The following is a 22,914-nucleotide window of genomic DNA, read 5'->3' as shown; positions in this document are numbered from 1 at the left end:
GCTATTTTATAACTAATAACTTTGGATAGTTTATCTCTGATATTCATTACCTTTGTATTCTGAATTAACATATAAATATATGGAACTGAAAGATTTTATAAGCAATACCATTGAACAAATATCATTAGGTATATTAGAGGCATCTAAGAAATGTAATCAGTATGGCGTTATTGTAAACCCTAATATTACAATTGGGGAACAAGGAGATTTTTGTATTCCCAAACAACCAGAACACGTTAATATCCAAAGACGAGTACAATTGATAGATATGGATATCGCTGTTACTGTTATTGAGTCAGAAGAAGGAAAGATTGAAGGCAAATTAGGAGTATCATTTATAGGAGTTGGTGGAAAATCTCAAGAAGGTAAAAGTACATCAAATGAAAGTAGAGTGAAATTCTCGATCCCAGTCTGTTTACCTGTAACAAATATAATTGGGAAGTAATACATAAGCTTTTTATAGAGTAGGAGGTATTTTAGGGTAATGTCGTAAATAATCACTTTATTTCATTGGCATATCTAAAGGAACATCCAATAGTCAAAAAAGGATTTCGCCAAATGATGTTTAGACTTAAAGGTTGGTTGCCCAAAAGAGTTACAGGAGCAAAAGCTATTTTTCAAGCATGGACAGAGAAATAGACGCCTTTGAAGGTAAAAAAGGCTAAATATAATAATGCAGCAGTTGCTGACTGGAAAGATTAGATTGATTTAAAAACGAGATAGGATAAAATATGATTAGAGCATTAAATCCAAAAATTCTGACTTCTGAAGATTCCTCTTATAAAACGGTTAAGGAATTAAATGAAGTAATTGAAGAAGCCTTGAAAAAAGGAAAAATAAAAAATATAGCTCTTACTGGACCATTTGGCTCCGGTAAGAGTTCAATTCTATTGACTCTCAGGAAGAATTTTGGTAATTATGAATATCTCCCTATTTCATTAGCAACTTTAAAGGCAGATGAGGAAGAAAATCCTCCCCAAAAGACTGATGAAGAAATTGAAAAGCTAAACAGAAGAATTGAATATAGTATATTACAACAACTTATATACCGGGAAAAAACTTCAACAGTCCAGAATTCAAGATTTAAGCGAATTATACACATTGATGAGGGGACATTAAGAAAAATCTCATTAAATGCTATCCTGTTTTTTATATCGTTTTTAATAGCTTTTGAACCAAAATGGTTGAGAGTTGAAAGTATATGTAATGCACTTAATTGGGGTGATTATAATATTATATTTGACAGCATAGCGATATTATATATGCTGACAATCCTTTATTTTGTTGTGGAATATTTTGTACGATCATATGGTAATTCAAAACTCAATAAGTTGAACCTTAAAGATGGAGTTATTGAAATTAAAGAAGAAACTTCAATCTTTAATAATCATTTGGATGAAATTCTATATTTCTTTCAAGTAACTAAATATAATGTTGTTATTATAGAGGATTTGGATAGGTTCGGCAGTCCAGATATATTTCTAAAGCTAAGAGAGTTAAACCAATTACTCAATGAATCTAAAATAGTTAGTAGAAACATAGTCTTCGTATATGCTGTAAAGGATGATATTTTCCGATGCAAAATGTTCTTTATTTGATATAATCTATTGGTTTTTAGAATTTTAGCCGTTCGGTGCGTGAGTGAGAGCAACAAAGTAGCAACAAATTTGTAAAAGCACATTTTTTTTGTGTTGTTCTCAGGTATCAAAGATACGGATTTTGTTGCTCTCCGCAAAATCATTAATCAAGGTTAGTTTATTCCCGATGATGTGTGTCATAAAGTCGCCCGTTATCTCTGCAAGGAAGAAGATGACTTCACGAAAACAGGGTGTCCGTAACCGTGAACACCCTGCCTTGCCATCTGAAAGTTATTTTCATCGAATTTTCTGTATGTGCCGCCCAAATCTTTTATCGGTGTAAATTATCATTGCCGGAATCATCGGGGCACAGAAAACGCCATTCGGTGTTAGCTGACTTCTTGATGTTATTCTCATGTGCATGTATATTTATTTGATAAATTCAGAAGCAACCCACAAGTCTATTTCTTTATCCCAATCAACTTTTACTCGAATTTTATATTTGCCAAATTTAGCCTCAATCAATTTACACTCATTTGTTGGATTTAGTATAAAAACCTTTTCTGATAATATCATTTCTTCCAACCTGCTTTCGTCTTTTCTATTGCACACCTTGTTCAATTCTGCAAAATCATCTTCACTGACAGCAGAAAGACATTCTTGAACCACATAAACCTTATCTCCTACATTGGGTAGTTTCTTGCCATTTCCACAAGAAAGGAACAGCCCCATAGATATGATTAATAAAATAATAATCCTCATAATGAATATTTTTTTGCCGCCTCAATCAGAGTATCGGCATAGTTATAAATATCATTGATTGAATTTAACTTGTACATCTTTTCACTTTTGTTTTCGTCAATGACCGCAAGTCTTTTTCTTGTAGGAGGGTCAAAATAAAAGCGGCAGACAGTCTTTCGCACATTATTGTCTATGGAAACACCGAAATAAGAACGTGTGTCTTTATAAGTTATCCGTTCAGCCGGGAAAATGTTTCTCAGAAGTGATTTCACGATATAGAATGCTTCCAGTTCTTCCTCTGTGGTAACAATCCCGTTATCTGGCTGTTCTTCTGTCGGTTGTTGAACCGTTGGCATGCCTTGTTCTGTGGGCTGTTCTTCATCTTTTATGGCAGCTTTCAGCCTGTCTGATATTATATCGCTAACATAGTTGTTAATTGTCCGCTTTACAAGTGTCGTGAACTGTTCAAGCACTTTCGGTGTAAATACCCCCTCGTACACTTGTTTCCCGAAGAAACGCACAAAATCAGTGGACGGATTCGTGAACTCTTTCCCGATGACGGTTCTTAATTCCCCCATGTATTTAAGTTCGCTTGCTGAACTCAGAATCATATCAACATCAAAATACGATTTATGGAATTTCTTCAATTCTTCGATTTGCGTGTCTTTCAGGTCAAGCATATTGATTTCCAAGAACGGCTTTTCATCCATAATGTTTGGTTCTGAAAGGTCTGTGTAAAACCTGTATGTTATGCCGTTTGTCAATACGCCGAATTTTGCCTTTGAGACATTGAAGTAACGTAACAGTTGATTGTCATGCAGGTTTAGGTCTTGTTCCCAATGCTTGCACTCAATAAGTATAATCGGCTCGCCGTCTTTCATTATGGCGTAATCAATTTTTTCGCCTTTCTTTGTGCCGATGTCACAACACATTTCAGGCAACACCTCCAAAGGGTTGAAGACATCATACCCCAATGCGTTTATAAAAGGCATAATCAAAGCCGTCTTTGTCGCTTCTTCTGTCGGAAGATTGGCTTTGAGGGTCTCGATTCGTTCTGAGATTTGTTTTATTGAATCTTTGAAATCCATATATCTGTTATTTAACGGTTCTTCTTATAGTGGTTGCCGTTGTTCACAGATACACACAAAAAAACGTGGGCATTCCTTTATTGGTCAAGAGGTATCGCCAAACACCAGCAGCCTAACAAGGGAAATGCCCACGGATATGACGTGGGCATCTACCATTGCTTTTAAGGCTGCATAAAAATTGGCGATTTTCTTGACCTCAAAACAATAGCAAACGCTATACTTTTCAAATATGTCGGTTCAAAGATACAGATAATTGCCAAATTCCGATATAATTTCCGATTTTATTTCTTTATAAGATAATCAGATAAGCCATTTTACAAGGGATAAAATCTTTTTCCTGTAAATAATCACAAGAATGAAAAGAATGACCCAAAAGCCGTAAATCTGTGTTTTCTGCCACCAAGTAAGGTCACGGGGAACTTTTTCGATTTTCGTTTTTGTTACGGTCTTTGTCTTATAAATAACGCTGTCTTTGCGTTCAACGGGCTTTTCAAACTCTACGGGTTTTTTCTGCGGCTTAGTCTTCAAATTATGGTATAAAGTTCCGTCAGGGTTTATCCGTGCGTCAGACGTTGCGTAATCGTTTTCAAGATGCGATGTACTATCGGCTGTTTCACGTTCTGACGTTTGTGCCGGTATTTCAATAAAGACAGTATCGGGTACATATTCAATACGGGTTTCAACCCTAATACCAATGCTGTCTTGTTGATGAACGCTTTCAGAAAGGCGGCGGCTTGAAGCACAGCCGCCTATAATGAATGTCAATAGTAAGAGCAAGGGAAGATGTTTCATTTTTCAGATTGTCTTTAAGTAGTTGATAATACCTTTGACATGAAGACAGACAATCGTTTCTTTTCCAGCTTCTGACAGAAGAAACGCCACGTCTTCTTTATTGTCTTGAAAAAGGTTCTCAGTCAGAACGGCGGGGCATTTCGTGTGTTTCAAGATATACAAATGCCCCTCCTTGTCGGGGTCTCCGTCCGTTGTGTCCTTTCTAATTTTGAAGTCTGTTTCCTCTGCCGCCTTATACAGACAGTCTGCCATTTTATCGGCGGCTGTCTGACCGACAGAAGTCCACGCTTCCCATCCACGTGCGTTCATCCATTGAGAACCGTTTCCCGCTGCATTACAATGAATAGAAACGAAAATGACGTTCTTCGTTCCTACTCTGTCACAAATGGAATTTACACGCCGACACCGTTCGGATAGGCTGATGTCGTTTTCTTCTGTGACGATACGTTCAGCGTCAAAGCCTCGTTTCTTCAACTCTGATACAACTTTTTCGGCTATTTCTCTTGCGTATTTGTACTCTCTCAAAGAGCCGTCAGGGGAACGCTTGCCCGCCGTGTCAACCCCGTGACCGTTGTCAATTAGAATTTTCATACTCGTTCTTATTTATATTCTGGTAATAGGTATTGAATATTCATCGCACATCGGTGCATAATCTCTCTCGCTTCATCTTCTGATACATGAATCGGGCGTGTAAACTCACAGAAAATTGAACCGACCCAATCATGCTTGTTATCATTTAAACGCTTTACCACAGCCGCCTCGCATCCGTAACTTGATAGAATTGATTTTGCGTATTTGTCTTGAACCTGTGTGTCTATATCCGTGATATACATAAACAGGTTTTTAACCATATCAGAACTGAATTTAGCCACGTCTGCGATACGAAGATTTTGTACATGTGGCTTCATTGGCTCAACACCTTTACGCTTTACTTCATAATAGATTGATAACAGACTTTCATTGCCCAACGGGTGGGGCTGAACAATATAAACTCTGTCAGCGTCAAGTTCGTGAAGAATGTTCCATAATTCCCCGTAAACGATAGAAGAATTATCGGCTCGGCGAATGCTTTTGATTTCTTCATCCTTTCTGAACTTCTCAATTTTTAAGTCCGTGAGCTTGTTTTTCGTGTACTGATTATAAGCAAACCATGCGGCGATGATTGTGCCTATTGCGCTGATAATAGCTGGTAAATATTCCATAAGTCTTTGAGTTTTATTTGCAAATATATACAAACTGATTACAATATACTCACTTTTAAAGTTGTTTAATTATAATCTATTTTAATTCTGTCTATTGATTATTCTCGCTGTATAGGTCAGGGGATAACCGCCTTTGCTTCCTCCTTTACTTGAATCATATATAAGCAACACCGTAAGGCTGTCACCTGCTCCCATTGCCACGCTGTCCCAGTGGTCGTTGTCCCAATGTACCAAATTGGGGTATTCAGACGTATTCCATGGGTAAGTTCCATCACTACTCTTCTTGCTATTTCTTCCGTATATATCGAAATCCTTTGAATCAAGGTCTGAGATAACGGTAAATACCACACAAAACTTTGTGCTTGTGCCTATTCCAAGTGCCTCTCTGACCTCTGAGAGTTTTGGCAGAGTTATTCCTGAATTATCCACGCTGCTATAAATTACCCATCGGTTATTGTCTTTAAGATTGGAATAACCGTTATAAATTGTATTAGCGGAAGAAAGCGTAAGCTTGCTGTACTTGTAGCCGTCTATCCATCCGTTCAGAGTACCGTTGCCATCGCCTAAAAAAGCATGGTTATACGTTCCGTTTTTGGCAGAAAGCAACATTGCGACATTCCGTCCCAAACCCCACCAATCGGACGTGTCTTCATTCTCAAATCTTGCTACGGCTCTCAACCCTGATGATGTCGGCAGCACGTTTCCTCCGATACCCGCAAAACATTTATGTGCGTCATTACGGAATATCACATACGCATCATTGTTAAACGGGGTGTTGGTAAGCCCGTTTCCACTGACGCTGAACCCGGCTATTTTTGAATTTCCGGTAACAGTCAAATTTTCTGCAATAAGTTCGGTCACTTTAACCAATTTGGCAAGCAAAGCCGCCGTAACTATAAGTTCTGCGTTAATCAATGTTGTGTTGATTTTGCCTCCTACAATAATGGTTTCATTCGCGGCGGCTTTCTCTGCCAAATCAGCGAAATTCGCGTAACCCAAATCCTGTGCAATGGCGTTCTTTGCGCTCTCTACGGCGGCGTTGGCGGTGTTTAGAACCGAATCTGAATACCCTTTCAGCGTGTCTTGAATAGCTTTATTGGCGGCTTCTACGGCTGTATTAAAGTCTGCATACGCACTGTTGAAAGTGGCGTATTTACTGTCAACATTGTTTTTTTCGGTTACGGTGGTTTTACCATCGGCGATAGCGGAATTGATTGCGCTGATAAGGTTCTCAATACTGCCCATAAGCGTAACCTTGGCATTCAGAAGCCCGGTTTTTGCCGTTCCCGTAAGATAGGCGTTTGTGTACAGTTTGTTATACGCAGCTTCCACGGCGGCTTTCGTGTTGTTCACTGTGTTGATGTACTTCTCAATCGCTTTCGCTTCCGCTTCCGTAATAATGCCGTCAGCGAACGCACCGTCCACATAGTCGTTTAAATTTCCAACGGCGGTATTGGCGTTCTTTGCGCTCTCTACGGCGGCGTTGGCGGTGTTCTGAGCCTGAGTTATCAAACCGTTCACGGCTTCCCATTCATCAAGTTCATATAAGCCCGATGAACCTGATTTGAACTTTATTTGCCCGGATATGATACCTTTCAATAAATCAAAATAAGTGTTCCCGTCTGTGGAAACAATCTTGTCTGTCGTGATACGTCCCGGAAGGATTTCTGTAAAACCGTACAGAGTGACAAAACTCCGTTCTTCATTATATTCAGAGTTCAGGACACCGACAAGAAGATGATAGAAGCCTGAAACACCCTCTAATTTGATTGCATTTTCAGACAGGGTGAAAACACCTGTTTGTGCCGTCTTTGAGACTTTTGCATACAAATAATACTTCTTCTTACCGTCATCAAGCAATGCGCTTGTGTAGGCTGTCATATCCCAAAATTTATATTCCGAAACCTTGTGCGATGCACTAACCGTATTGATACCGAGGGTCATGTGTTGTATGATACCCGCTGCCGCTGTCAGTTGTTTCGTCTCATTGTCATAGACAATTCTGTGCGTAACCGGGACGGGGGTTGTCTTTGAGTTCACAAAACGGAATTGAAGACTTTCATCGCCTACAAGCATTGACATCGTTTGAACGGCAATCGGGTTGATTGAGTTCGTGAAATTGTCGAGCAATGCTTCTTCCAACATGCTGATTGTTTCCTTTGCGTCCCTGAACCGTCTTTTTGTGAATTGAATAGCGTCACGGTGTAGGTCATCAACGATGACTTCCTCACTTTTCAGGTCATTCAATGTTGATGAAACACTGCCGCTTACCGTTGTGTTTGAAAGTTCAATCACGGGGCTATGTGGTTTGTTGATATAATCTTTTATACCCGTTATACGCACGAGAACGCCATCTTTCTGAAACTGTTCGTCAGAGAAACGGATATATCCTCCGAGTTTGATGCGCCCCCCGATGTTTACCCAATCTTTTTTCGACCATATCCCGTCAAGTTCCCCCGTGAATGTGAATTTCAGGTCTTCATTATCAAACAAGCATTTTACAGCCGCCCGGAACATATCCCATGATGCGCCTGTTTTCGTGGCATTATCACAAATGTAAGCCGTGGGAAGCATACATTTGAATACGGCATACTTATCGCCCGATTTAGGGGCGAATGTGGTATTTGGCATAGTTTGCCCGTCTATGTCTGCGGGAACAATCTCAAAACGGCGTGCCGCCTTTCCTTTAACGGCATTATGGTAATATTTAACCTCAAACTCCCGTCCGGCAAGCATACCCGTCTGAAAAACAACGGTCATAGTTTCCCCCTCTATCAAGCATTCTTCATAATTCAGTGAAGATGGGATTGACGTGTCAACAATGTCATAAAAGTTGTTTTTCTCATCAATAACTACAACCGTGTTGACCGTACCGACACGTTTCGGGTAAATCTCAGAACAGTCAAGACTATCTTCGGCGAGTGATGACAGTTGTTTGTCATCACGGCGTATTGAAAGCCCTGCTTCATCAACGACATAACGGCGGGCGTTCTTGGCTATGAAGCCGTCTTCATCTTCAAAATGTTCGCCGTCATAAGCGAGTGTTTGGTTCTTGGGAAGAAGAAGCTCGGAAGAACCGTATTTTGACGGGTCTATATTGTCCGTACCGCCTTGAACGAACAAAATTTCCGTTGGCGGGTTGTCTCCCGTATTTGAACGTCCGACACCCGGCTTGAACCCGTTGCCACATCCATAAGACAGCGGGAGGGGGTTACTTTTGTTGTATTCAATCTTACGTAATGACACACGTTTTCCCGTAAACTCGTATTCTGTCTTGAATGTTGATGCCATGCGGGTTAGAGCGTCAATACAAAAATCATGGTCATAGGCAATCAGGGTTTCAACACCGTCAATACATTCGCCAACCGTCCATCCTTTGTCACGGCGGTTCATATTGTCAACAAACATTTGAAGATGTTCATGCGGCTTTGCAGTCAACGAAAATTTCAAACGTCCGTCAACCGGGTTTCTGAATTTCCAAACTTTTGCGTTTGCTTCGGGCGGGTCAAAAAGCACCGTGTATTCAAACAGTCTTTTATGTTTCATCTTGAAATTCTCCGGGCGTTTGAGCGTGAACGTTTCGCCTTGAAACTCACAGTAAGAGCCTACTGGGATTTCAACGTGTTCGGGGAGTGAATAGTACAACGTTAAACTATGGTCTCCCATGACAGCCCTATTGCGATAACTGTTATCATCAACCTCGATTTCAAGAACCTTGTTTCCGGCATTATTGTAAATTATCATACTACTAAACTTTGAGTTATTTTTTCCGAATTTCCCCGTGGTTAAACTTTCTTTTTAAAATGGTATGATTATATTGTAATCACTTTTTAAGCGTTCTACGGGGCTAAAAAAAGGCTTTTTCAAGAATAACCATTCTTCCCGTCACATTTTATGTTTGAATAACGTGACGGGAAGCGGTTTTTACAAGTTACAGAATACCGTATTCAAGGCAGTCTGCATCCACTTGCGCTTTCAGGGTAGCACGTTCGGATAGATAGGCTTTGTATGCCTCAATCTTTGCCTTGGCTTCCTCGCTTGATTTCGCCCCTCCAATCATACCGAGGTTCGCTGCGTTGAACTCATTCACAAGTTTTTGTTCCCGGTTGTTGTCCCACTTCTCCGTGATAACTGTTTCAGTTATCTTGTTTGAAGAAAGCGGAGCCCACACGGTAGCTTCTTCACATTTCCATTGTTCCTGAACCGGGGCTTCATCGTCAGAAGCGAGTTCGCTTGGTTCAACGGTGGCGGGTTTTTCAACTTTCTGAATGTTGAAGCGGTAAACGTAACTTCCGTTTCCGACTGCCTCCAATTTGGCAGGCTGATTGTCATAAAATGCTATCATAATAACACGGTTTAATGATTGTTTTTAATAAATGTTTACTATCACTATGTTTTGCCCAACCGAGCCACGGGGCAACAGCTTGTTTATAAGCCTTTGCGTCAAGCAATGGGGTACGTCGGTTTAGCCGTGAAACGGTATGGCAGAAATTCTTCTTTATACTCTTTCTGATAAGTTTTTGATTACGGTAGAACTTGTAACCGACATAATCAAGCGCACGCCCGTGTTTGTCATAACGGTTGGCTGCTATTGGGAATATCTGATAGTTTCCTTTGATTTTCAGTTTTAGTTCATCTTCAATCATTTTTCTTATCTCTTTGAACGCTTCCCGCAGTTGTTCTTTTGATGAAGAGAAAAACGTGATGTCATCAGCGTATTCGGCTGCGTCAAGTTTCAATACTTCGTTCACACGGTGCATGAAATAGCACAAGAACAGGTTGGCGAGATATTGTGAAAGATAGTTCCCGATAGGAAGCCCCTCTGCGCTGTCAATAATTTCATCAAGAAGCCACAGTAGGTCTTTGTCTTTTATCTTCCGGCGTACAATTTTTTTTAAGACTTCATGGTTAATGGAGGGATAATATTTGGTTATATCAATTTTAAGACAGTATAATGGCTTGCCTTTGTACTTCTCAATGATTTTATCTATATGCCGGGCACACCCCTCTATCCCACGTCCCTTGACACATGAAAAAGTATTGTGCGTGAAAGTCCTGACCCAAATCGGTTCAAGAACATTCATGACGGCATGATGTACTATTCTGTCAGGATAGTATGGAAGACGGAAAATAAGCCTCTCCTTGGGTTCAAAAATCGTGAAGACATCATAAGGGGAGGTTTTGAACGTCTTTGTCAGCAATGCTTCATGAAGAGCAAGAATATTTGCTTCACGATTTTTGTCGTGAACTTTAACTCCGTATGTGTTTGTTTTGCCTTTGCGTGCTTTTTCGTCAGCTTCACGCAAATTTTCCACGGAGATTACTTTATTGTATAAATTACCTATTCTTTTCATCTTTTTGCTTTGCTTTTCTTATTCAGAGTCTTCGGTAGCCCATACAACAGGCGTTCCTACCAACACTTTTAGGAGGTTTGCTTGAAATCTTTTGCCAAGTGGCAAGGCTGTCATTCTTTTATATTGTTTCATATTGTCAAAACCAATTTTAAAGCATAGGTGAGAACCGATATTCGCATTCGTATTCGAGGGGGTGTTATTCGAATTCGCATAAGCGAGACCTGCATTCGCACTGTTATTCGCGTTACCGCTGAACAGGACACCACAAGAATGACCCACCTTTTTTATTTTGTTATTTCATTGTTTTCTTATTCAAAATAATATCTGTTACCGTTACCCCTCAAAGTAACTTTTCGGGGAAACTTATTCATTTCTTTGATTTTCTTCAAAACATAAAGAATGTCGGATGAACCAGTGAAAAATTTCTTGGCATCTGATTCCAAACTGTCTTTTGATGGCTTGATTTTTACAAGCGTCTGACCTTTTACTCCTTTAGCCTTGCTGAATCTTGTCGGAACTTCTTCAATGAAATCAACCACCCAAAACGTGGTGTTTACGAGTTTTGATTGTGTCGTTTCATCACAATTGAAACTCCTGCTGTTTTCATCTCTCGGGATATTCAGGAAAGCGAGGCTTCCGTCATCTTCTTTTGGTATGTTGTTCATTTCTTCAATCATCGTTTTATACTGTTATTATTTGAACCCTGCCCCACAAAGAGGCAGGGAAAAGGTTATCACTCAAAGCGTGTTACGCTGACGTGGGTATAAAGCAAAGGCGAGAACCGAGATACGCATACGTACTCGAGGGGGCGTCATGCGAAAGCGCATAAGCGAGACCCGCACCCGCACCGTCATTCGCGTGCCCGCCGAACAGGACACCACGGAGAGCCACCGAAGCAGGGATGTTTGTATAGTGATAGTCACAGAAATATGTGGTAGAACCGCCGCCTACGAGAGCAGGAATGATTTCGCCGCTTTCTCCAAAAATAATTTCTTTAACATATCCCTCGGCACGGGCTTCATTCCCAACATGACTATATCCGTTATAGTTACTGTCATTGAATTTTGAGGGGTCAGAGCAAACAAAGACTTCTGACAAGCCGTTCGAGCCGGGATTAATGCGTACGTTGATGCCATCAGTCCACTGCCAAATATGCCCAAACGGGTTTTCGATACCACGATAACGGCACACTTTGACTTTCTTTGAAGAAGCGTCATATTCAGTGGGCATGGTATATTCTTTTTCGCCTGTTCCGTTTCCGAGTTCATCCGTATAGCCACAAGGGATAAAAGGATAATAACCGTTAAACGTGTTCCATTTGCCGCTGTCAAGTGTTGTAACCCCGTCTCCGAGACCGCCTTGACGATAGCCCTCAGCCGTCAATTGGGTGTTGAAAGCCTCCTGAGAGTTGAGCGTTGCGTATTCAACAACAAAGAGCCAATAGAGCATCTTTTGAACGTCATACGTCATACAGTTCCACTTAGTGCTGCCCGCTTTTCTGTTTCGGGCATACGTTCTGAAATTCGTGCGGCTGATTTGTGTAGCTGGTCTTCCGAGAACCGTTTTTGAGAGTGTGTCCCAGTCAGCCTGATTTGCACCGCCTCGGTAGTCAGCCGTTGTATTGACCACAGAAGATAGCTTGTTCGTACTTCTCTGAACAGTAGCTTCGTATGCCGATACGTACATCAAAGGAACATAACGATAGCCGGGAAGAGGAAAGAGAGAGAATTTGACCCGCTCAATATTTGCGCTTGTTTCAAAACGGCAATAGAAGTCCCCAAACTCGACCATGACTTGTCCCCGTGAACCGTCTCTGACATGCCCCGTCCAATCACGTGGATTGAGATATTCAACCACGTTGCCGTCATCGTCAAGAAGACAGCCCCTCATGCGGTTATGTACGGGAAGGGACTTGTGAAGAGCAGTATTGCCAATTCGGGTTACTAAACGTGATGAAACGGTCTTGTCTCGCTCAATGCCGTACATACACTGCTCTTCCATATAAGGCAACATAGTTGCGAGAGCTGCTTTTTTGCTTTCTCCGTCTTCTAAGACCTCACACAAAAGATTGAATGGGTTATTCCCAGAAACATTGGGTAAGTCACTCAATCGTTTTCCGTTTGTGAACGCTTCAATGATTTCCCTTACTTTGTTTTCTTCATCTGTTGATAGTGCCATAATTTAAAAGTTTTATTTGTTGAAAAATTATTTTAATTGAACCTGAATTTGCCATTTGCGGTTAGGCGCAAAGTTGATTTCGTGCAAAGCCTGACAGACTGCGGAACGACTTCAATATCAATGGTTCGATAAATGCTTGTGTTTTCTGTCGGAATGACGTGTATTTTGCTTATGCCGACACTGTTCACGGTCAGAAAACCGTCAGGGGCAACGGAAACCGCTTTGTCATCGCCCAAGAAAAGGACATTGTTACCCGTTCCCGCCGGGGATAGGGTAGCTATTACTCTCAGAATGTCTTTGTTCCCTTTTGTTATTTTTTTAGGAAACTCTAATTCCATTCCCGTTGGCTGTTTACGGTCTTTAGCCGTGATTGTCTGCTCCAATTCTTCCAAACGGGCGAGGGCGGCGTTCATTTCAGCCACACTTTCCGTTGCTTCTGCCGCCGCTTCTCCTGCGGCTGACGCTTGTTGTTGAGCGTTTGTGGCAGCGGTATTGGCTTGCGTTATTGCGGCATTCACACGCCCAGCCGCCGTATCTGCCGCCACAGCTTTTTCGTTTGCCAATGCAGCCGCATCGTTGGCTTTTTTTGCGGCTTCTGTGGCTTTTGTGCCCCGTGCGAGGCATTTCCACCAAGCGGTTTCAGTGACGGCGTGTCCATTGTTATTGTCTTGTAACGACAAATAGGAACTGTCTTCCGTGTCAACAAAGTCAAACCGCTTGTAAGTCTTTCCGGCGTTATAAGAACCTGCGTCCGTAAACGCCACTTTTCCTAAAGGTATCTTTGTCATATTCGTGTAACTTTAAGTTATCCAACATTCAAATAAAGTTCTCCCGTCTGTTCATCAAACTTGATAAGTTTGTCGCTTACTTCATCTTCAAATTCCATGTATAGAATCATGTCATCATCGTCTATGCTGAATGTCGGGTACAGCACGCCGCCTTTTGCGAGCACACCTGTATCGACATACTTTTTCTGAGCTTCATCCCATTTCCACCAATTTCCATTGTCTCCCATTTTGGGCGGGTTGTCAGCCTGTTCCTTTGCCCGGTCAGCTTGCGTGTCAGCGTTTCCCGCCGCCGTGTTTGCTTTCGTAGCCGCACTGTTGGCAGAGGAAGCGGCACTGTTGGCTGAGTTGGTGGCGGTCACGGCGGCTTCCTTTATCTCTTCTAAATCTTCACGGGCTTTGTCCGCATTGGAAGCGGCGGTATTTGCTTTTGTTGCCGCATTGTTTGCGTTGGTTGTGGCGGTATTTGCTGCTGCGGTTGCCTTGTCAGCGTTTCCCGCCGCCGTGTTTGCTTTCGTAGCCGCATTGTTTGCAGAGGAAGCGGCACTGTTGGCTGAACCCGCTGCGGTGTTCGCACTATTGGCGGCTGTCTCGGCTTTTTTCGTTGCGGCTACGGCATTTTCATAGGCGGTCTGAATGTGTTCCAGACTGACCTTGACGCTCGTTTGAACCCCATTTATCAGCTTAACGCCGATAGTGTATAATCCTTTCAGATTGTCGGAAAGGGTTAATTCGCTGATTTTAATTCTTTTCAATCCCATAATGTCATATTATTTTTCGTAAGTCAATCGCAAACTCCCCGTCTTCTGTCACAACCAAATCCCGTGTTTCCGTGGCAAGCACAAATTCATCGTCTTCAAGCCTGAATGAAATGAAGCATACGGTAACGGTAAATTTGAGCCATATTTTATCAGAGGCGTAAAACTCGGACACGGAACAGCTTTTATAATGGCAGGGGTATTCATATCCCGTTTCATCAGAGTATAACAGCCGTTGTTCAGGACGCACAAGGTCATACAGCAGAGCGTTATAGTTGCGCCACAGTTCAGTCAGTGAGGCGGCTTTCATAAGGCAGTTTATCTTTACGTCCTTTGCCTTATAGGTCACTTTTTCCCCGTCATACAAAGCCCCGTTCAATTTGTTGATATTGCGCAGGAGGCTGGTCTTGACATTCGGCGATTTCTCTATTTCATTAAGCGTTCCCTCCAACACATGAACCCCATAAACAGAGAACGGCTTCCCGTCAAGTTCATAATAATCAGAACCGGGAACAGTGCTTTCAGGTTCTTTGTAGGTGTACCCGTCCAAAGGGAAATCATCGGCAAGCTTTATCGTGATGAAACCGAGATGCGTTGCCAAATCCGTGTTAGGGTTTGACACAAGACGAAGACGGTAAGTACGTCCTATCTCCCTGAAATCAAACGTATGATAGGCTTTGTCTGACAATCGTTCTATGAAGCCTCCCCAACGGTAATCCATGCCTGAGAGAACAATTTTTAAGGAAAATTCCTTCGTGTTCAAGGTAGGTTCTGACAAGTCAGGTTCTATGCCGTCTTCTTCCTGCCAGTCGTTGCTTGTGACCGCTTTCAGAGGCGGGAACGCCACAAGTTCGTTGTAGCCCCCCTCCTGAACATAGATGCCGTACTCTGTGAACGCATCCTTACCGTCTATGTAAAATCGTCCTGACATCATAATATTACCGCATTTCCTGACACGTTACGAATTTGTTGGCAACCCGTTGACCCCTTGACGGAAACAACCGCCCAGCCCGAGGCGTTGATGAACGCTTTAGCCCCGTGAAGAAGAAAAATTTCATGGCGTTCAAGCGTGTCACAGTTTATCGTTGCGTTTGTACGCCCGATAAGAACCGCTTTTCCCGGGTTTCTCAGCGTGATTATACCCGCATCAATGTAAACACCGTACTTCTCGGGGTTGAACGGCTTGAACAGCCTGAAAGTCGCTATATTCGGGAAACGGTGTTTGATACAGAACTCCATACCTTGTGGGCTTGTGAACAGCCGTATAAGGCTCTGTAAATCTTCCGTGCCTTTGAACATATCACACATACGGTATTTCTCTGCCATATTTGGCAGGGAACGGCTATCGCACTCCTGCCGGGCTTGCTCTTTGGCAACCCTCCATTGGGCGTAAACTTGTCTAATAATGTCTTCCATACTTATATCATTTTTATGCCTTTCAAGGCGAAATCGTTAACTGTATCTTTTGTCTCTTTGACTGAGCTTTCAATGCGTTCAATGCGTCCTGCCATGTTTTCGGTGTGTTTCTCAATGTTCAATACTGACTGTAAAATCATGTTCACGACAGAAAGAATGATTTTCGTGTTCTCAGCGATTGAATACGTGTGCCCCTGAATGGCTGTCGCACGTCCGTTCAATTCATCAACACTTTCTTGCGAAGCTGTGGCGATTCCTTTCTGAGAGGCTTCACGGGTTGCGTCTGCTGTTACCTCAAACATTGATTTGACGTTCTCAGGCAGGTTTTCCCATATCTTGGCGAAATCTGTTCCGACAGCGTTCAAGTCAGAAGCGAAACCACTCATGGATTGGATAACAGCGTCAAGACCGATAAACTGACCGTCCTTGAACCATTTAGCCTTGTACTTGTCGAATATCTCCCCAAGAGGTTCTTCAAGAAACTTGGAAACCAACATTCTTTTCATCACGTCAGCCACGATGTCTTTGACCTTATCGCCCCATGCCTCGGCGTAATCTTCGCCAGCCTGAAACGCTTCAAAAAAAGCGTCTCCGAGTTCTTTGGCAATATCGGAACTTGAACCGCCGATGATGTCCTCAACCATGTCATTGATGATGGCGACAGCCTGTGCGCCGAGTTCTTCAATTTTTCTGTTCCATTCATCAATCTTACCGTGGTCTGTTTTTTTCTTGTCTTCTTCATTCCTGATTTGTTCTTGAATAAGAAGTTGCTGCTGGGCGAGGTTTTTAAGCTGTTCTTGGGCGTTGCTGTATTTCTCACCCCCGAGAGCCTTGTCAGCCGTGTAAGCGATATTTGCATACGCCGTGGCGAGTTTTTCTGCGGTCTTTTGAAGCAGTGCTGCGTTGTTTGAAACGTTGCTGAACAGAAGTCGCCAAGCCCCTGCTACGTCATTGACAGCGATTTTATTTCTCAGGAGTTCTTTGTAAGTCTCAGATAAAGCCCGTTTCACACGTTCAACCGCTTTTCCGCTATTTTCTTGTAACCGCACAATATCTGCGTTGTCAAGTTCCCATTGGAGTTGGTCTATTCTATCCTGCAGGGCTTCAATTTCTTCTTGCTTCTTGTCATCATTGTTGAACAGGTTCACAATCTGCATGGCTATTGACATGGCAGCCGATATGATAGTCAGGATGACAGAAGCCTTTTCAACCGTTTGAATGGCTGTTGCTGCCGCTGTCGCTGTTCCCTGAATACCGGTGGCAGACATATTCACAAGCTGAACAATACCGTTTATCATTGACAGAGAAGCGGTCATGATGCTGCCAGCCGTTGAAATGATTTCGCCTGCCACGCCGCCGACCGTGTCGCCAATGCTCTCAAACTCCCGTTCACATTCTTGAAGCGTCTTGTACAAGTCCTCCCATTCTTTGATTGAGCGTTTGCCGGGATTTATATCATTTTTAGCCTGTGCTTTCTCAACATTCTTTTTGGCTGTTGCGACTTTGGCACGGGCAACAGCGATTTTATCAGAAGACCCGCCGTTCTTTTCAAGTTCGGCAAGTTCCTTTTCTGCCTCCGCTAATACATTCTTCAACTGTTTAAGGGTTAGTTCCGCTATTTCATCGCACCATGCCTGATACGTTTCTTCACGTTGTGCGAACTGTTCGTCTATGCCTTTATAGGCTTCCTGTTCAGCACGGTTCAGTTCGTCCACGTTTCCTTGTGTGACACCCTTACGGAGCTTCTTGTTGCCGTCTTTATCTGTTTCATAGAGGCTTTCACGTTTTTTCTCGTATTCCTCTGTTATTTTTAGACGTTGCTGTTCATAGGTCAGAATGTCTTTCATCATATCGTCAAGGGCTTGTTTGTTACCTTTGACTTGAATCTGCCTTGCAACTTCGGCATAAGACTTTAACATTGCTTGCTGCTCGGAAGAAAGGTCAGAGGTTGTCAGGTTCAAGGAAGCCCGGTATTCAAGCTGTTGTTCCTTTGTCGCTTTCGGGTTCTGATTGAGCCATTCAAGCACTTTTTTGTCTTTCAGGTCTTCAATCATTTTCTGCGCCCGTTTATCGTTCTCGGCGATAAGGCGGTCATAGTTCAACTGCACCTGCGCAACGGTCTTTTCATAACCGTCTTCAAGTTCGTTGATTTGAGCCTGACGGATGTCTATCTCGGCTTGTGAAACTGCTTCTGAAACCTTTGCTGAATACTCCTTGATTTTAGCCGTGCGTTGGGCTGTTTCATCGGCGATTTTTTGCTGTTCTTTAGCGAGTCTCTTTTCCTCGTTCTTTTCCTGCGTTGTCTTCTGGCTTGTACCCGCTTGTTCAAACAGTTTTTGAAAGTCAGATGAAACAGAGGTCATTTTCTCGGAATACTTGTTTATACGAGCGTCTATTTCGTTCAGAACAGGGTCATTGGCGATTGTCTGTTTGAACGCTTCGCGGGCTTTTCTCGCACCTGCCTCGGTGTAAACCCATGCTCCGTTGCGGTCAACGTATTCATAGCCTCCTTGTGTCGTGTGTGAATATCCCGGCACTTTGCTTCCCGCCTGAATCTTATCCATTTGGTCTTCAAGAGCCATTTGGCGTTCAACCCTCTTTGCGTAGGCTTCATCAAGACGGGATTGCCATGCGGCGGCTTCCGCACGTTTCTGAAATGCTTTCATCATCAAGGAAGTGTTCTTGACAAAGATGTTTTCAGCATCATTGACGCTGTTGACGGCAATTCCCAATTCTTTGAACTTCGTCTGACTTTCTTTTATCCACTCACGCTTTTCATGGGCTGACTTGCATTTCTTGTATTCGTCTTGAAGACGTTTATACGTTGAAATGGCTTTGCCCGCTGATTCGCTAACCTGTTTGTTGAACGCTTCGGCTTCCTCACGTTCCTTTTTCAGAGCGTCAGCGGCTTCGTCCGTTGATTTTCTGAAAGCAAGGAAAGCTGTCACGGCGGCTGCAAGAACAGACAGAACCAAACCAAGCGGATTTGCTTTTACAGCCATGTTGAAAAGCAACATAGCGTCTTTGGCTGAACGTATAGAGGTTGTTAGAGACAGAAAAGCACTAACAGTTCCCCAAATGTTCATCAATTTATGTGCGGCTGCGACAGCGATAACGGCGGCTTTATATGCCCCGTATGTAGCGATGATTGTCAAAAGGATGTTACCGACTGTTTCCCAGTTCTCAATCAGGGTTGAGACAAGACCAAGAGAGGTGTTTATTACCCCCTCCTGTGACTGACCTATGGCATTGAACATTGTGTCGATTGCGTCCTCAATGTTTGAAATCTGCCCTGTGATTGTTTTTGACTGAGCTTCCATAAGACCGCCGAACTTACCGCCCTCGTTGGTCAGGTTCTCAATGGCTTTCTGAACTTCGGGGAATCCGACTTTTCCGTCTTCTACAAGTTGTTTGACCTGATTTTCAGCTACGCCGAACTGTTTTGCGAGTTCTTCCATAAGAGGAATACCACGCCCCAAGAATTGGTTCAGGTCTTGTGTGTACAAACGTCCTTGAACCATTGTCGTTCCGTACAGATAGGCAAGGTCGTTGATAGGGATTGAAAGCCCGGCGGCGATGTCCCCGAGGCGTATCAAAGTGCTGTTCACGTCATTTGCGGCGACACCGTAGGCAAGAAGCTGTTTTGCGGCTTGACCGATGTCTTTCAGACCGAACGGAGTTGTGGCGGCTGTCTTGACAAGCTGGGTCATCAAAACATCTGCCTGACCCGCAGAGCCGAGCATGGTTTTGAAAGCGATTTCAAGCTGTTGGAATTCTCCACGGACAGTCGCAACGTGCGTGATGAAATCTTTTATCTGAGACACGGCAAACACGCCTGCGACAGTCCTGCCGATTCTTTTGAATGAATCGTCAATCCTTGCGCCTTCGTCAACCGCTGTCTGCCCTATGCCTTGGAGCAAACGCCGTGATTCGGCTACTCCTACCCTTAACTGGGAGTTGTCAAGCCCGACACCGTAATTCAGTCTTCCTTTATCGTTGTTCATTGTTTCTGCCTTTAATCACAGGTTTCAAAAAATTTCCTTACTTCTTCTTTGTTTCTTGGGTCATCTGCCTTGATAACTTTTTGTCCTTCATCCTTTTTTCCGTCATTTTTCTTTTTATCGTATGTCGGGAGAATAGCCCCGTACATTATCATGTTCGTATAGCTGATATTGTACAAAACATAGTCAAAGGTCAGATTGTAGCCTTTTGCAAAACCGCCTACGACAGCCCAAATGCTGTCATTTAGTTCTCCACTTTCCTCGGATGAAGAAGATTGAGTTCTGCAAGGAAAGTGGTAAGCCCGAAAAAATCGGCTATCTGCATTCTTGATAAGATTTGGCTTACAATCAGGTTCAGTTCCCTCGGGGAGACATCTTCAAGAAGCTCTTTTGCGAGTTCCGCTTTCTTGTCAATGGTAATTTCAACTTCAACCGTGTATGGTCGGCGAATAAGCCCGCACAGATACCGTTTTTCTTTGATTTGCGGAACTTTTTTCTTTTCTGTGATGTTCTTTGCACCAAGAATGAGAATAGCCGCTATATCTCCGAGAATACGGCAGTCTTTCGCTACGGATAATGTTTCTTCAACGACCTTCTCCGTGTCAAGCGCAATATGTGGAAGTTGTGAAATCGCTTCTGAGACAAGTATGAGGGTTGCCGTGCTTGCGGAGGCAACCTGATATGACTTTTCGCCTACCTTGACTTCAAAAGGTTGTTCAAGGATGGTTTCAGCAACCGTTTGTTCTATTGTCTTATTCATATCTGACGAATTTCTAAGTTATGATTAGAGACGGGGGTCGGAATCGAACCGACATGCAACCGGGAAATGCGTTCAGGCTTCACGGTGGATAAACCAGTGTATCAACCCCGCTGAAAATTCTTACTCACTCCCTTTTGTGTAAGGCTTAACGGTTTTGCCCGTCTTGGGTTTCAGGCAACGTGCAACGTAATGAAGCATTTTACCGTCAGCGGTTGAATAGCTTTCATCACAACGAACCACGGAACGGTCAATCTGTGCGCCCTCGCATTCTTCGTCTTCGGGAGTTATGCGGAAAGCGTGTTCTCCTGCGATTAACCCGTCATTGTCTTCAAACGGGCGTTCCGTACCTTTTTTGACAAACATGTCAAATTCGAGTGTATAAGTATTCTTTCCGTAACGGACATCAACAAGTTCGCCGCCCTCCTCTGTGGCGGTCTTCTCGGTTCCCGCCGTGGGGGTGATTTTCGTTGTGTCTTCTTTCGGCGTGTCAAGGGCTTTCCAAGCCTCCGGGGAAGTGGGTGCGCCATTTGTTGACGGGGTTGTTTCAATCTTACATTTACCCCATGATAAAACTGCCATAACTTCTTCGTTTTTAATGTTCTACAATTTATTTGATATTTAGAGGCGCATCATCGCTGCCGAAGAACTCGTAATGAAGTTTCACAACGATGAAATGCTGATTGATGTCAGGTTCAGCCTCCGTGTAAATGGTTTGTTGAAGCCTGAATTTATAACAGGACTTATCGGCGGTCAGGCTGTTGACCCAATCATTGGCGAGACGCTCAATTTCTTCTGTCCGTTGACCATCTTCAACGAGAACTCCGTTTCCGTACAAGTCAGTATCGGGTACATAGATATTCACGGTAACGACACCTGTCTGAACTTCGTCAGGCAAGCCCGTTGTGAAGATTACCACCGCATCTTCTCTGTTACTGTCACGTGGGCGGTAACCGCTTCTGTAAACCTCGCCTGAAATCATTCCCGAAAGAACGCTGTCTTGCAGTAGTCGGTACACATCCCCTTGAATCTGTTTTGAAGTCTTAGCCATATAAATTCTGTTTAATGAAATCCGAGTTGCTTCAACATTTGCGGTACAAGACGCTCGGCAAGAAGTTCTGAACTGTCAAGAACGTCAAGCCCTTTTGCGGACACATAAGAAGCGTAGTTCATACCAGCCACGACAATAAGGCAAATCCCCTGCGGGAATTTTCTTGCGAGGCTTTTCACATACGCTGCCCCCTTTGAAGAACCGTCCTTGCCTTGTTTCACGGTTTGGAAGCTGGATGAATGGATTATTCGCCCGTCAACCGTGATAACGTAGCCGATTGAACTTCTCAGGTTGCCCGTGCGGTCTTTGTAAGAATTGGTTGAACGTGCCCTGTTCAAGACTGTCTCCCCGATATACATCAGGTTTCGGATAAGAACTTGTTTCAGCCTTTCAAGCTGCTGTTCCGTGTATCTGTCAATCTCCGACATCGGTGTTAGTTGTGTGATAGGCATATTCTTCTCAGTTATTTTTTGCGAAATCGGCGCATGTGGCGTTTACTTTTCTTATTGGTATGTTTGACCGGGTTGAAAAAGAAAAGCCGACATACAGCCGCACATCGCTTTAGACCAAAATTCTTACTTCGCACACGGCTTCAAGCGGTTCTGCCTGAATGATTGAAAATGTGCCAATCTCTTTTCCTGACAAGTCTTTCAAGCGTAGCTGTTCCGATGGAACGGGCTGTTCTTCAATCAGGATTTCATAGGAAGCCACTGTGAAGTGTTCCCCCTTGATAATTCCGAGTTGGTTGAACTTCTTCGCCTTGAATTGACATGGAACAGGTTCGCCCCATGCCACGGAAGACGGTTTGACGGGATAACCCGTTTCAGGGTCAATCCCGCCCGCTGTCTTTGTCTTGAATTCGATTGTTCCGTTTTGAATAATCATAGCCGAGAACCTTTATATCCGTAAATAGGTTTGTTTGCGCTGCCGCTGTCATCGTCAAAGTCTTTGTACAAGGCTTTAGCGTGATTGCGGAGTTGCGTTCTTTGTTCGTCCGTGAATGAATAGGACTGACCGCCCTGAGACACGTCAGGGGCGAAAGACAGCCACAGAAAGATGTCAGCGGCGGCAAGGTTGTATGCCTTTCCTTTCAGGATTTCCGCTGTCGTTTCCGTGTCAAGGTTCAGCCCCCGTTTCTCCGCTGTTTCAACGAGCGTGCGGAGAGGAACGGGGTACGAGTTCAGCCCTTTCAATGCTTCGATAACTTTTGCCAT

General features: G+C 43.3%; 23 protein-coding genes and 1 tRNA gene. 3 read left to right on the top strand and 21 right to left on the bottom strand.

The window, feature by feature from the left end; translation table 11 throughout:
* Positions 1 to 79 precede the first annotated feature (79 nt).
* Complete coding sequence (locus tag DWY55_RS00480) at positions 80 to 445, top strand: trypco2 family protein (protein ID WP_005646259.1); 366 nt, start codon at positions 80 to 82, stop codon at positions 443 to 445.
* Between the two features lie 286 nt (positions 446 to 731).
* Positions 732 to 1,598, top strand: a complete 867-nt coding sequence (locus DWY55_RS00475) for a P-loop NTPase fold protein (protein ID WP_243633617.1) — start codon at positions 732 to 734, stop codon at positions 1,596 to 1,598.
* A gap of 408 nt (positions 1,599 to 2,006) precedes the next feature.
* Here the strand turns inward: DWY55_RS00475 and DWY55_RS00470 are convergent, their stop codons facing one another.
* The 18 genes from DWY55_RS00470 to DWY55_RS00385 all read right to left on the bottom strand — a co-directional run bounded on the left by DWY55_RS00470 (position 2,007) and on the right by DWY55_RS00385 (position 21,231).
* Positions 2,007 to 2,339 carry a hypothetical protein gene (locus tag DWY55_RS00470; RefSeq protein WP_120177949.1) on the bottom strand — a complete coding sequence of 111 codons (333 nt, stop codon included), beginning with the start codon at positions 2,337 to 2,339 and terminating at the stop codon, positions 2,007 to 2,009.
* Entirely contained in the window at positions 2,336 to 3,406 is a 1,071-nt protein-coding gene (locus DWY55_RS00465) for a type I restriction endonuclease (protein ID WP_120177948.1), read from the bottom strand. Before DWY55_RS00465 ends, DWY55_RS00470 begins: the two co-directional genes overlap by 4 nt.
* 300 nt (positions 3,407 to 3,706) lie before the next feature.
* Positions 3,707 to 4,198, bottom strand: coding sequence for a hypothetical protein (locus tag DWY55_RS00460; RefSeq protein WP_120177947.1), 492 nt, complete (start codon positions 4,196 to 4,198; stop codon positions 3,707 to 3,709).
* A 3-nt stretch (positions 4,199 to 4,201) separates the two neighbouring features.
* A complete protein-coding gene (locus DWY55_RS00455; RefSeq protein WP_120177946.1) occupies positions 4,202 to 4,789 on the bottom strand; it encodes an N-acetylmuramoyl-L-alanine amidase in 588 nt (195 codons plus the stop codon).
* Between the two features lie 8 nt (positions 4,790 to 4,797).
* Positions 4,798 to 5,400 (bottom strand): hypothetical protein, encoded by a 603-nt coding sequence (locus DWY55_RS00450; protein WP_120177945.1) that lies wholly within the window; start codon positions 5,398 to 5,400, stop codon positions 4,798 to 4,800.
* A gap of 81 nt (positions 5,401 to 5,481) precedes the next feature.
* Positions 5,482 to 9,144 (bottom strand): hypothetical protein, encoded by a 3,663-nt coding sequence (locus DWY55_RS00445; protein WP_120177944.1) that lies wholly within the window; start codon positions 9,142 to 9,144, stop codon positions 5,482 to 5,484.
* A gap of 187 nt (positions 9,145 to 9,331) precedes the next feature.
* Complete coding sequence (locus DWY55_RS00440) at positions 9,332 to 9,745, bottom strand: hypothetical protein (protein WP_027200023.1); 414 nt, start codon at positions 9,743 to 9,745, stop codon at positions 9,332 to 9,334.
* The gene (locus tag DWY55_RS00435; RefSeq protein ID WP_027200022.1) at positions 9,729 to 10,754 is read right to left on the bottom strand and encodes an RNA-directed DNA polymerase; all 1,026 of its coding nucleotides are present in this window, start codon (positions 10,752 to 10,754) and stop codon (positions 9,729 to 9,731) included. Before DWY55_RS00435 ends, DWY55_RS00440 begins: the two co-directional genes overlap by 17 nt.
* A 308-nt stretch (positions 10,755 to 11,062) precedes the next feature.
* Positions 11,063 to 11,431 (bottom strand): hypothetical protein, encoded by a 369-nt coding sequence (locus tag DWY55_RS00425; RefSeq protein ID WP_007564976.1) that lies wholly within the window; start codon positions 11,429 to 11,431, stop codon positions 11,063 to 11,065.
* Positions 11,432 to 11,501: 70 nt separating this feature from the next.
* Positions 11,502 to 12,644, bottom strand: coding sequence for a hypothetical protein (locus DWY55_RS00420; protein WP_243633616.1), 1,143 nt, complete (start codon positions 12,642 to 12,644; stop codon positions 11,502 to 11,504).
* Between the two features lie 320 nt (positions 12,645 to 12,964).
* A complete protein-coding gene (locus DWY55_RS00415; RefSeq protein ID WP_120177941.1) occupies positions 12,965 to 13,720 on the bottom strand; it encodes a hypothetical protein in 756 nt (251 codons plus the stop codon).
* A 17-nt stretch (positions 13,721 to 13,737) separates the two neighbouring features.
* Positions 13,738 to 14,478 carry a hypothetical protein gene (locus tag DWY55_RS00410; RefSeq protein ID WP_027200019.1) on the bottom strand — a complete coding sequence of 247 codons (741 nt, stop codon included), beginning with the start codon at positions 14,476 to 14,478 and terminating at the stop codon, positions 13,738 to 13,740.
* A gap of 4 nt (positions 14,479 to 14,482) precedes the next feature.
* Positions 14,483 to 15,409: a hypothetical protein gene (locus DWY55_RS00405; protein ID WP_007564984.1), complete on the bottom strand. Its 927-nt coding sequence runs from the start codon at positions 15,407 to 15,409 to the stop codon at positions 14,483 to 14,485.
* Complete coding sequence (locus DWY55_RS00400) at positions 15,406 to 15,891, bottom strand: hypothetical protein (RefSeq protein WP_007564986.1); 486 nt, start codon at positions 15,889 to 15,891, stop codon at positions 15,406 to 15,408. Before DWY55_RS00400 ends, DWY55_RS00405 begins: the two co-directional genes overlap by 4 nt.
* 2 nt (positions 15,892 to 15,893) lie before the next feature.
* Positions 15,894 to 19,895: a tape measure protein gene (locus DWY55_RS00395; protein ID WP_007564988.1), complete on the bottom strand. Its 4,002-nt coding sequence runs from the start codon at positions 19,893 to 19,895 to the stop codon at positions 15,894 to 15,896.
* 241 nt (positions 19,896 to 20,136) lie between these two features.
* Positions 20,137 to 20,652 carry a hypothetical protein gene (locus tag DWY55_RS00390; RefSeq protein WP_007564991.1) on the bottom strand — a complete coding sequence of 172 codons (516 nt, stop codon included), beginning with the start codon at positions 20,650 to 20,652 and terminating at the stop codon, positions 20,137 to 20,139.
* A 28-nt stretch (positions 20,653 to 20,680) separates the two neighbouring features.
* A tRNA-OTHER gene (locus DWY55_RS21905) sits at positions 20,681 to 20,763 on the bottom strand.
* 9 nt (positions 20,764 to 20,772) lie between these two features.
* Positions 20,773 to 21,231: a hypothetical protein gene (locus DWY55_RS00385; RefSeq protein WP_007564993.1), complete on the bottom strand. Its 459-nt coding sequence runs from the start codon at positions 21,229 to 21,231 to the stop codon at positions 20,773 to 20,775.
* A gap of 73 nt (positions 21,232 to 21,304) precedes the next feature.
* Here DWY55_RS00385 and DWY55_RS21900 point away from each other — a divergent pair, with 73 nt between their 5' ends.
* The gene (locus DWY55_RS21900) at positions 21,305 to 21,625 is read left to right on the top strand and encodes a hypothetical protein (RefSeq protein WP_165859499.1); all 321 of its coding nucleotides are present in this window, start codon (positions 21,305 to 21,307) and stop codon (positions 21,623 to 21,625) included.
* Positions 21,626 to 21,711: 86 nt separating this feature from the next.
* On the opposite strand, the gene DWY55_RS00375 is transcribed toward DWY55_RS21900, so the two are convergent.
* From DWY55_RS00375 to DWY55_RS00365, 3 genes are all read right to left on the bottom strand, one after another.
* Positions 21,712 to 22,152 carry a hypothetical protein gene (locus DWY55_RS00375; protein ID WP_007564998.1) on the bottom strand — a complete coding sequence of 147 codons (441 nt, stop codon included), beginning with the start codon at positions 22,150 to 22,152 and terminating at the stop codon, positions 21,712 to 21,714.
* Between the two features lie 109 nt (positions 22,153 to 22,261).
* Complete coding sequence (locus tag DWY55_RS00370) at positions 22,262 to 22,585, bottom strand: hypothetical protein (RefSeq protein ID WP_007565002.1); 324 nt, start codon at positions 22,583 to 22,585, stop codon at positions 22,262 to 22,264.
* Positions 22,582 to 22,914 (bottom strand): hypothetical protein, encoded by a 333-nt coding sequence (locus DWY55_RS00365; protein WP_007565004.1) that lies wholly within the window; start codon positions 22,912 to 22,914, stop codon positions 22,582 to 22,584. Before DWY55_RS00365 ends, DWY55_RS00370 begins: the two co-directional genes overlap by 4 nt.

Origin of the sequence: Bacteroides sp. AF25-38AC (assembly GCF_003602995.1) — a bacterium.
GTDB classification, from domain to species: Bacteria; Bacteroidota; Bacteroidia; order Bacteroidales; family Bacteroidaceae; genus Bacteroides; species Bacteroides uniformis.
Note: the sequence above shows the minus strand (reverse complement) of the source record. Positions and strands in the feature narration are given on the sequence as shown.

Coding starts and splice junctions, on each gene's coding strand:
- DWY55_RS00375 (WP_007564998.1), bottom strand. CDS start 22,152: ATGCCTATCACACAACTAACACCGATGTCGGAGATTGACAGATACACG.
- DWY55_RS00415 (WP_120177941.1), bottom strand. CDS start 13,720: ATGACAAAGATACCTTTAGGAAAAGTGGCGTTTACGGACGCAGGTTCT.
- DWY55_RS00400 (WP_007564986.1), bottom strand. CDS start 15,891: ATGGAAGACATTATTAGACAAGTTTACGCCCAATGGAGGGTTGCCAAA.
- DWY55_RS00445 (WP_120177944.1), bottom strand. CDS start 9,144: ATGATAATTTACAATAATGCCGGAAACAAGGTTCTTGAAATCGAGGTT.
- DWY55_RS00420 (WP_243633616.1), bottom strand. CDS start 12,644: ATGAGGGGCTGTCTTCTTGACGATGACGGCAACGTGGTTGAATATCTC.
- DWY55_RS00475 (WP_243633617.1), top strand. CDS start 732: ATGATTAGAGCATTAAATCCAAAAATTCTGACTTCTGAAGATTCCTCT.
- DWY55_RS00370 (WP_007565002.1), bottom strand. CDS start 22,585: ATGATTATTCAAAACGGAACAATCGAATTCAAGACAAAGACAGCGGGC.
- DWY55_RS00440 (WP_027200023.1), bottom strand. CDS start 9,745: ATGATAGCATTTTATGACAATCAGCCTGCCAAATTGGAGGCAGTCGGA.
- DWY55_RS00470 (WP_120177949.1), bottom strand. CDS start 2,339: ATGAGGATTATTATTTTATTAATCATATCTATGGGGCTGTTCCTTTCT.
- DWY55_RS00385 (WP_007564993.1), bottom strand. CDS start 21,231: ATGGCAGTTTTATCATGGGGTAAATGTAAGATTGAAACAACCCCGTCA.
- DWY55_RS00410 (WP_027200019.1), bottom strand. CDS start 14,478: ATGGGATTGAAAAGAATTAAAATCAGCGAATTAACCCTTTCCGACAAT.
- DWY55_RS21900 (WP_165859499.1), top strand. CDS start 21,305: ATGAAGTTTCACAACGATGAAATGCTGATTGATGTCAGGTTCAGCCTC.
- DWY55_RS00425 (WP_007564976.1), bottom strand. CDS start 11,431: ATGATTGAAGAAATGAACAACATACCAAAAGAAGATGACGGAAGCCTC.
- DWY55_RS00460 (WP_120177947.1), bottom strand. CDS start 4,198: ATGAAACATCTTCCCTTGCTCTTACTATTGACATTCATTATAGGCGGC.
- DWY55_RS00390 (WP_007564991.1), bottom strand. CDS start 20,652: ATGAATAAGACAATAGAACAAACGGTTGCTGAAACCATCCTTGAACAA.
- DWY55_RS00435 (WP_027200022.1), bottom strand. CDS start 10,754: ATGAAAAGAATAGGTAATTTATACAATAAAGTAATCTCCGTGGAAAAT.
- DWY55_RS00455 (WP_120177946.1), bottom strand. CDS start 4,789: ATGAAAATTCTAATTGACAACGGTCACGGGGTTGACACGGCGGGCAAG.
- DWY55_RS00450 (WP_120177945.1), bottom strand. CDS start 5,400: ATGGAATATTTACCAGCTATTATCAGCGCAATAGGCACAATCATCGCC.
- DWY55_RS00365 (WP_007565004.1), bottom strand. CDS start 22,914: ATGGCAAAAGTTATCGAAGCATTGAAAGGGCTGAACTCGTACCCCGTT.
- DWY55_RS00465 (WP_120177948.1), bottom strand. CDS start 3,406: ATGGATTTCAAAGATTCAATAAAACAAATCTCAGAACGAATCGAGACC.
- DWY55_RS00395 (WP_007564988.1), bottom strand. CDS start 19,895: ATGAACAACGATAAAGGAAGACTGAATTACGGTGTCGGGCTTGACAAC.
- DWY55_RS00405 (WP_007564984.1), bottom strand. CDS start 15,409: ATGATGTCAGGACGATTTTACATAGACGGTAAGGATGCGTTCACAGAG.
- DWY55_RS00480 (WP_005646259.1), top strand. CDS start 80: ATGGAACTGAAAGATTTTATAAGCAATACCATTGAACAAATATCATTA.